Annotated in this window: 3 protein-coding genes and 2 pseudogenes; 2 read left to right on the top strand and 3 right to left on the bottom strand. The window is 70.2% G+C overall.

The genetic code is table 11. The features are described 5' to 3' along the window. Nucleotides 1-32: 32 nt before the first annotated feature. The 3 genes and pseudogenes from SSOG_RS12860 to eccCa form a co-directional block, all read right to left on the bottom strand. Nucleotides 33-983 (bottom strand): hypothetical protein, encoded by a 951-nt coding sequence (locus SSOG_RS12860; RefSeq protein WP_039937392.1) that lies wholly within the window; start codon nt 981-983, stop codon nt 33-35. A gap of 172 nt (nt 984-1,155) precedes the next feature. Next, nucleotides 1,156-1,638, bottom strand: a complete 483-nt coding sequence (locus SSOG_RS12855; protein ID WP_009714654.1) for a hypothetical protein — start codon at nt 1,636-1,638, stop codon at nt 1,156-1,158. A gap of 33 nt (nt 1,639-1,671) precedes the next feature. Then, nucleotides 1,672-5,626: pseudogene (eccCa, locus tag SSOG_RS12850) on the bottom strand (type VII secretion protein EccCa). 173 nt (nt 5,627-5,799) lie between these two features. Between eccCa and eccD the strand changes: the two are divergent. Together eccD and SSOG_RS53510 are read left to right on the top strand one after the other, a co-directional pair. After that, entirely contained in the window at nt 5,800-7,266 is a 1,467-nt protein-coding gene (gene eccD / locus SSOG_RS12845; RefSeq protein WP_039937390.1) for a type VII secretion integral membrane protein EccD, read from the top strand. Between the two features lie 39 nt (nt 7,267-7,305). Next, nucleotides 7,306-8,320, top strand: a pseudogene (locus tag SSOG_RS53510) (PQQ-binding-like beta-propeller repeat protein); the annotation flags it as partial.

Genomic DNA, 8,320 nt, shown 5'->3' with positions numbered 1-8,320 from the left:
TTTTTCTCAGTTAACCGGCCGCCTGAGCTCGCTTAGGGAGTCTGGAGCCCGGTACAGCCGTGGCGCTTGGCGGACTGCTGAGCGAACGCCTTCAGCGCGGCTCGCTCGAACGCGGGGTCGGGCACCTTGAGGGAAGGTTCGTTCTGCGTGCTCCGGGAGAGTCCCGACAGGGTGTAGAGCCCCGTATCCAGGCCCCCCGGGCAGCGGGCATTCCCGTAAGCGCGGTGGGTCTTCGCGTCGGCGCCCGAGTCCTCACCGGCGCCGAGGGAATCGTGGAGCTCGAAGCTCGACGATTTGTAGCGCACACTCTTGGCGAAGCTCCCGTAGAGGGCGGTCAGCCTGTACACCGGATCGCCTTCGGCGTTTCTGAGGTAGCAGTCCTCCGCTGGGGACGTCGGGTCCGCGGGGGCTTCCGTAACCGACTCCAGGTTGCGGCGCTTGAGGTCCAGCTTGGCCACCGCGGAACAGGTTCCCTCGGCCTGGGTGATCGGGATCGGGTTCCGCAGCGGGTTGGGGGCGATTTTCTTGACGTCGCCACCCGTCTGGGTATCGCAGTCGTACTTCTCAGCCGCGTTCTTCGCTATGCCACTCGTCACCCGGGCGAAGGCTCCACGGCCTTCGTCCGGGTTCTCGGGGTCGAGGAGATCATCGAATGCGAAGGTGCTGACGAGCAGACTCTCGCCCTTCTTGTCGCGGCATCCGAGCTCCACGCCACCGTACAGGCCCTCATCCGACACCACGGTGCCCGGCCACCCTCGTCCCATGGGGACGGCGGGACCGCCGACCGTGGTGAGGAACTGGTGCTTGATGGCCGAGGCTGTCCGTTCCGCCTCTGAACTCCAGTGCAGGTCCACCGTGATGGTCTTGCCGTTGTCCGGGTCCTCGACATAGCAGTTCGTGATGCGTCCGTCCTCGCCGTCGGGAAAGTACCGCGTGGTATCCGACTCGGCGCGGACGTGATCGTCACCCAGCGCGGAGCGCATGTCGCTCTTCGGGACGACGCCTCCGCATGCTTCGTTCAGGGATGTGTCATCACGCCATTTCTCGTACCCTCCCGTGGCGTAGAAGGTCGCGCCGACGGCGATCAGCAGGCATACGGCGCTTGCTGACCCGATGATGAGCCGTCGGCGATGAGACGTTTTCAAGGCGTGGTCACTAGTAATCGGAAATCCGAGACCGGTAGAGCGGGCCTGCGGAGGGATCGCCCGTCGTTGGGCGCTGGGCGAACAATTCCCCGTTGCGTTGATCAGTGCCCGACAGGGCTTTGTGGGTGTCGCTCAGTGCCGACTTCTCGGCGGCCAGACGGTGCCGAAGAGTTTTGAGGGAGGCCTGCCATCCCTTGAGGGCTGTGGTGAGGCCTGCGCCGGTGCTCCAGTCCTTGAACTCCTTCGCCGCCTTCTCCGTGGTGAGGTCGGCCGAATCGCCCGCCTTCTTGGTGTCGTGCTCGATGCCGTCCGGGCCTCCCAGGGCCTTCACCGCGGCCTTCTTCTTGGCTGGCGAGGTCGCGAGGTTGGGGGCCGGAGGGCCGAAGAGCTGAGGGTTGTCGGATGAGCCGGCCTGGTTGAGGCGCATATGGGTGCCCTGCTGGCCCGCCGCGGCGTCCGCACCCGGGTCGCCCCGTTCTTCATCGGATGTCATGTTTCCCCCTGGTAGCCGCTTTCGTGATGTCTGTTACTGCTCGGGCAGCCAGCCCACCTGGGTGAGCGGAATGCCCCTCTTGCGGGAGACGAAGTAGCCGCGGCCGGGGGGCATCGGGCGTGGGCGGACGCCGCCGAGGACGTCGCCCTCGCCTGGATCTCCGGACAGGACCATTCCCTGTGCGCCGAGTTCCTTCACGCGCTGCATGAAGGACTCGAACATCGAGCGCGACGCGCCCGCCGAGCTGCGCGCGATGATGAAACGCATGCCGACATCGCGTGCGAAGGGCAGGTTCTCGGTGAGGACGGCCAGGGGATTTCCGCTGCTCGTGGAGACGAGTTCGTAGTCGTCGACGATGACGAAGAACTGGGGGCCGCTCCACCAGCTGCGGTCGCGCAGCTGCTGAGGGGTGATGTCGGGCTTGGGGGCGCGCCGTTCCATGAGGCCGTTCAGCGCGCCGGCGTGGAGTTCCAGCGCCGAAGCGATCGGGGCGTATTCCAGAAGATGGCTGTCCGGGATGACGCCGAGGAGGGAGCGGCGGTAGTCGCCGACCACGATCTTGGCCTCGTCCGGACCGTACCGTTCGGTGATCTGCTTGGCGATGAGGCGGATGAGGGACGTCTTACCCGATTCGCTCTCACCGAAGATGACGAAGAAGGGGTCGGTTTCGAAGTCGACGAAGACCGGCTCGAGGTTGTTCTCGTCGATACCGATCGCGATGCCGTGCTGCGGGTATTCGAAGCCCTTCGGGAGTTCGTCGGCGCGGAGCTTGCGCGGCAGCAGGCGGACGCGGGGAGCGGGCGGGCCGGACCACGCGGAGCCCACGGCGCGGACCATCTCCGCGGTCGCGTCCGTCATGCCCTCGGGGTCATTGCCGGTGTCGATGCGCGGCTGGGCGCCCATGAAGTGGAGCTTCTCGGGCATCTGGCCGCGGCCCGGCACACCGGCCGGGACGTTCGCGGCGACCTTGCGGTCGAACTCCGAGTCCATCGTGTCGCCGAGGCGCAACTCCAGACGGTTGAGGAGTTGGTCCTTGAGCGACGCCCGGACCTCCATGTTGCGGGAGGCGGTGATGACGATGTGAATGCCGTAGCCCAGGCCGCGGCCGGCGATGTCGGTGATGATGCCTTCGAGCATGTCGTACTCGGCCTTGAAGTTGCCCCAGCCGTCGACGATCAGGAAGACGTCGCCCCACCCCTGGTCGGCGTGCTGACCAGCCGCCCGCTGCCGCCGGTAGGTGTTCATGGAGTCGATGTTCTGGGTGCGGAAGTACTCCTCGCGGCGTGCCAGGACACCGGCGACCTCGGCGACGGTGCGCCGGACCTTTTCCGGATCCAGGCGCGAGGCGACTCCGCCCACATGCGGCAGGTCGGCGATGGTGCTCAGGCCGCCGCCACCGAAGTCGAGTCCGTAGAACTGCACCTCGGCCGGGGTGTGGGTGAGGGCGAAGGCGGAGACCAGGGTGCGCATCAGGGTCGACTTGCCGGACTGCGGACCGCCCACCACCAGCATGTGGCCGGCGGCTCCCGAGAAGTCGCGGTACAGGATGTCGCGGCGCTGTTCGACCGGCTTGTCGATGAGGCCGATGGGGACGACCAGGCCGCCGGGCCGTGCGTAGTCCGCCGATTGCAATCCACGGTCCGGGGTCGTGGCGAGGGGCGGCAGCAGTTCGTCCAGGGACGGGGCCTTGTCCAGGGGCGGTAGCCACACCTGATGGGCCGGCTGTCCCTGTCCTTCCAGGCGGCCCACGATGACGTCCAGGACCGTTTCGGCCAGGGCGTCGTCATCCTGCTGGGCCGGGGTGAGCAGCGCCGCGGGGTCGGGCGTCGTGTACGTCACGGGGACCGCGGCCGCCGTGAAGAGCACCGGCCGCCGTTCGACCGGCAGCGACGAGCCGTCCAGATCGGTGGTGGTGCGGGTGCGGTAGGTGCCCGAGACGTACGCCGCCTTGAAACGGGTCATCTCGTCCGTTCCGAACTTCAGGTAGCCGGAACCGGGTACGGACGGCAGGTGATAGGCGTCAGGTACGCCCAGGGCCGTACGCGACTCCGAGGCGGAGAAGGTACGCAGACCGATGCGGTAGGAGAGGTACGTCTCCAGACCGCGCAGCCGGCCCTCCTCCAGCCGCTGCGAGGCCAGGAGCAGGTGTACGCCCAGCGATCGGCCGATCCGGCCGATCTGGATGAACATCTCGATGAAGTCCGGCTTCGCCGTCAGCAGCTCGCTGAACTCGTCGATCACCAGGACGAGGGAGGACAGCGGCTCCAGTGGGGCTCCGGCGGCACGCGCCTTCTCGTAGTCGTGCACGTTCGCGTAGTTGCCCGCCGAGCGCAGCAGCTCCTGACGCCGCTGGAGCTCGCCGGTGATCGAGTCCCGCATGCGGTCGACCAGCGTCAGGTCGTCCGCGAGGTTGGTGATGACCGCGGCCACATGGGGGAGTTCGGACATCCCGGCGAAGGTCGCGCCACCCTTGAAGTCCGCCAGAACGAAGTTCAGGGTCTCCGACGAGTGGGTCACCGCGAGACCCAGCACGAGGGTCCGCAGCAGTTCGGACTTGCCGGAACCCGTCGCGCCGACGCACAGACCATGCGGGCCCATGCCCTCCTGGGCCGCCTCCTTGAGGTCCAGCATGACCGGTGAGCCGTCCTCCGTGATGCCGATCGGCACCCGCAGCCGCTCGGCCAGGGAGCGTGGCCGCCAGGTGCGGGACACGTCCACGGAGCCCGCGTCGCCCAGCCCCAGCAGATCGGTGAAGTCGAGGTTGGCGAGCAGCGGTTCGTCGTCGTCGCCCCCGCCCATGCGCAGCGGTGCGAGCTGGCGGGCCAGCGCTTCCGCGCCCTCCAGGGACAGCAGGTCCGGGGTGCCGTCGTACGCCGCGAGCTGCGAGAGCAGGTGAAGCTTGCCCGGGCGTACGACGACCGACAGACCGCCGCGCGGCTCGTCGAGCTCACCCGCCACCACCTCGATGACGGTCACGCCCTGCAAGCCCTCGGGCGCCGCGAACGCCGAGTCCGGCGGCACGATCCCACCGTCCAGCACGACCACGACATGCGGCTGGTCGAGGGCCGGCTGCCCGTCCCGGCTGAACCGGCTGCGTCCGTCCAGACGGCCCTGGAGCAGCTCTTCCAGTTCGGCCAGCGAGTCGCTGAACAGGCGCCGCGAGCCGGCACCGTCGACCGCGCCCATCACCTGCGCGTGCGGGAGCCACTTGGTCCACTCCCACTGTTCCGCCGCCCCGCGGGCGGCGACCACGGCGATGACCAGGTCCTCCCGGTGAGTGCAGCGTGGCCAGCTGGGCGATGAGCGCCCGCGTCGCCCCGTGAACGTACTCCGGCACTCCGGACACCGTCATGTGGTAGAAGGCGCGGAGCGAGACGGCCATGGGCATGGCGTCCAGCGACCCCTGTGTCGCGAGGAACTTCTGCATCGCGCCCGCCGTCAGCGGCTCCAGATCGTCGACCGTGGCGGTGTCGGGGGCGACCAGGGGAGTGGCGAGCTGCTGCGGCCCCAGCCCGATGCGCATCTGGCCGAAGTCCTTGTCGGTCGAGCGCCGTTCCCACACCCGGCTGCCCTCGGCGACGACTGCCCAGAGCTGTTCCGGGGCGGGGTGAAGGTAGTACTGCGCGTCACGCTGCCGCCGCGCCGTCTTCCGTACGGTTCTGCGGGTCTGCGCGAGGTACTTGAGGTAATCGCGACGCAAGTCCGCCATCTGCCCCTGGGAGCCCCGCCGGTGCCGCATGACCATCGCGATGGTCATGCCGAGCGTGGAGAACATCATCATCACGCCCATGATCTTCATCATGGGCTGAGCGCCCGGCATGAAGAAGTAGACCATCGACGAGCCCATGCCGAGTGTCGGCAACAGCTGCATCAAGATGCCCTCTTGCTGTCCGCGTGGCAGCTCGGGGGGCGGTTCGAGGCGGAGTTCCTCGGTCGGCACCTCGGGCGGCAGAGCCCTCGGCTGGCGCTTGACGACGACCTGGCTCACCGGATCCCTCATCCCTCCGCGCGGCGGGACAGTTCTCGTCCGGCACCCCCGTGGCGACGGCCTCCCTCCGCGAGGGGCGATCCTATCGACGTATGGGCAGTACGGCCCGGGTAGGGTGGCCGCCGCGCGCATGTCACGAGCGAGGCCGAAGAGCGAACGAGGGGGACCTGAAAGTGAGTACGTCCGCTACGACCGGCTTCTGCAGAGTCACGGTGGTGGCTCCCGACAGCCGGATCGACGTCGCACTTCCCGAGGATGTCGCCGTCGCCGACGTGTATCCGGAGATCCTGCGGCTGACCGGTCAGACCCAGCCCGCGGGCACGCCCACCGGATACCACCTCGTGCGGCGCGACGGTACGGTGCTGGACAGCTCCCGTTCCTTGACGGCCCAGCAGGTGCTCGACGGCGAGCTGCTGTCCCTGCGTCCCTTCGCCGAATCACTGCCGCCCGCCGTCTACGACGACGTCTCGGACGCGATCGCCTCCGCCGTCACCCGCGACCGGACCCTGTGGAACGACCAGCTCCTGCGGGCGTCCGGCCTCTTCGGCGGCTCCCTGCTGCTCATCCTCATGGGCTTCGTGCTCTGGTTCGCCGACCCCGTCAAGCACGACATGCACGGCCTGCCGGGCATCATCGCCGCGGCCGTCGGCGTACTGCTGACCGCGCTCGCCGGGGTGCGGGCCCGGGTGTACGAGGACCGCGCGTCCGCCATCGCGCTCGGACTGGGGGCGCTGCCCCACCTCATGATCGCGGGGTCCGGCCTCCTCGCCCTCGAACAGAACGAGGGGATCGGCCGTTTGCAGTTCCTGCTCGGCTGCGTGGCCGTGCTCGTCGGTTCCGTCGCCCTCGTCGCCGCCATGCCGGGCGGTGACGCGCCGTTCGTCGCGGCCGTCTTCGCCTCCAGTGTCGGCACCGTCGCCACGTTCTGCGCGATCCTCACCGAAGCCGGGCCCACCGGGACGGCGGCCGTCTGCGCCGTCGTCGCGATCGGCGCCATCGCCTTCCTGCCGGGTCTGTCGGCCCGCGTCGCCCGGCTGCCCATCGGATACGCGGCCCCCCACTCGGCCGCCGACGAGAGCCTGGACGCGAATACCGCGCACGCCGCGGAGCCCCTCGATGCCGAGCGCGTCGCCGCCCAGGCCCGCCGCGGCCACGAGATGCTGCTCGGCCTGGTCGGCGGCTGCTCGGCCGTCGTCGTCGGATCCGCCGCCGTTCTGGGCTTCTCCGACAACATGTGGGGTCAGCTGCTGGCGCTCGCCTCCGGCCTCGCGATGCTGCTGCGCGCCCGCCTCTTCCGCTACACCACCCAGGTCGCCGCCGTCCTCGGCGCGGGCCTGGTTTCGCTCGCCCTGCTCGTTCTGGGGCTGTCTCTGAACCCGCCGGCCCACGCGGTCATCAAGCTGCTGACCGAGAACGACCGCGGGCCGCTCGACATCCGCACCCTCTGGCTGGCCGCCGCGGTCACGGCGGGCGCCGGTCTGCTCCTGGCCATCGCACTGATCATCCCCAGGGTCGGGTTGTCCCCCTTCTGGGGCCGTCTCTCCGACCTCGCCGAGAGCGCCTTCCTGCTCTCCCTGGTCCCCTTGTGCCTGGCCGCACTGGACGTATACAGCGCGGCGCGCGGGCTGACCAGTGGCTGACGGGCTGCGTCGTCCCCTCGGCCGCCACGGGGGGCGCGTGTGGAACCGCTGAGCCAGGACGATCCGCGGCGGCTCGGGTCGTACCACGTGATCGCGAGGCTGGCTCCGGCAGCGGGCGAGATCACCGCGGCCACCCGCCAGTTCATCGCACGAGGCGCGGACGGGGCCCGTACCGTCGTGGTCAGCACACCACTCGCGGAACGCGTGGGCGACGCCGCCCATCGGGCCCGCTTCCTGGCCGAGGCGGAGAGCGCACGCCTGCTCGGCCGCGCCCGGCGGTTCAGCTGGCTCGCCCCGGTGGCGGAGGTCTCGGGGGCGGCCGACAGGCCCCCGTGGAGCGCGTCCCCGTACCGGCCGATGCTGCCCCTGCCCGCCGCGCTGGAGACGTACGGAGGGCCTCTCCCGATCCGCACCGTGCGCGCGCTGGGTGCGGCCCTGGCCGAGACGCTGGCCGCAGTCCACACGACGGGCGCCACGCACGCGGGGATCGCGCCGGGCACGGTGTTCATCGCGGACGACGGACCCCGGCTGTTCGGATTCGGCGCGGTACGGGCCGCGGTCCCGGAAGGCGGGGACCGGTCCGACGTACCGGGGCTGCCGTCGGACGCGCTGCCCCCGGAACAGATCACGGGTGGGCGGCCGCGCCCCCTGGGGGACGTCTTCGCGCTCGGCGCGGTCCTGGCGTACGCGGCGACGGGGCAGTTGGGGTCCGAGGCGGACGCGCTGCCGGAGGAGCTGCGGGACACCCTGAGGTCATGCCTCGCCCCCGACCCGGCTGACCGGCCGACGGCGCAGAGCCTGCTGGACAAACTGATGCGCGGCATCCGCCTCGCCCCGGCGCCGGCGCCCGCGGCAGGAGCAACGCAGGCGCCCGCGGGGGCGATGCCCACGGTCGTGGACGGCGCGCCGGCCGGTCCGCCCGCGCGGGGCGGCGGCCCGGGGGCGACCGAGCTGGACGGCGGCCTGAGCCGGGCCGTGAGCGCGCTGAGCCCCGGCTGGCTGCCGGCGCGGCTGGTCGTCGCGCTGGCGGAGCAGTCCTCGGCGGTGCTGGCGG

This window comes from Streptomyces himastatinicus ATCC 53653 (assembly GCF_000158915.1).
Taxonomy (GTDB): domain Bacteria; phylum Actinomycetota; class Actinomycetes; order Streptomycetales; family Streptomycetaceae; genus Streptomyces; species Streptomyces himastatinicus.
The sequence above is the reverse complement of the archived record's forward strand: the minus strand, read 5'-3'. Positions and strand labels throughout refer to the sequence as shown.

Excerpts from the sequence above, each read along its gene's own strand:
- SSOG_RS12860 (WP_039937392.1), bottom strand. The coding sequence starts at position 983 with ATGCGCTCCGCGCTGGGTGACGATCACGTCCGCGCCGAGTCGGATACC.
- SSOG_RS12855 (WP_009714654.1), bottom strand. The coding sequence starts at position 1,638 with ATGACATCCGATGAAGAACGGGGCGACCCGGGTGCGGACGCCGCGGCG.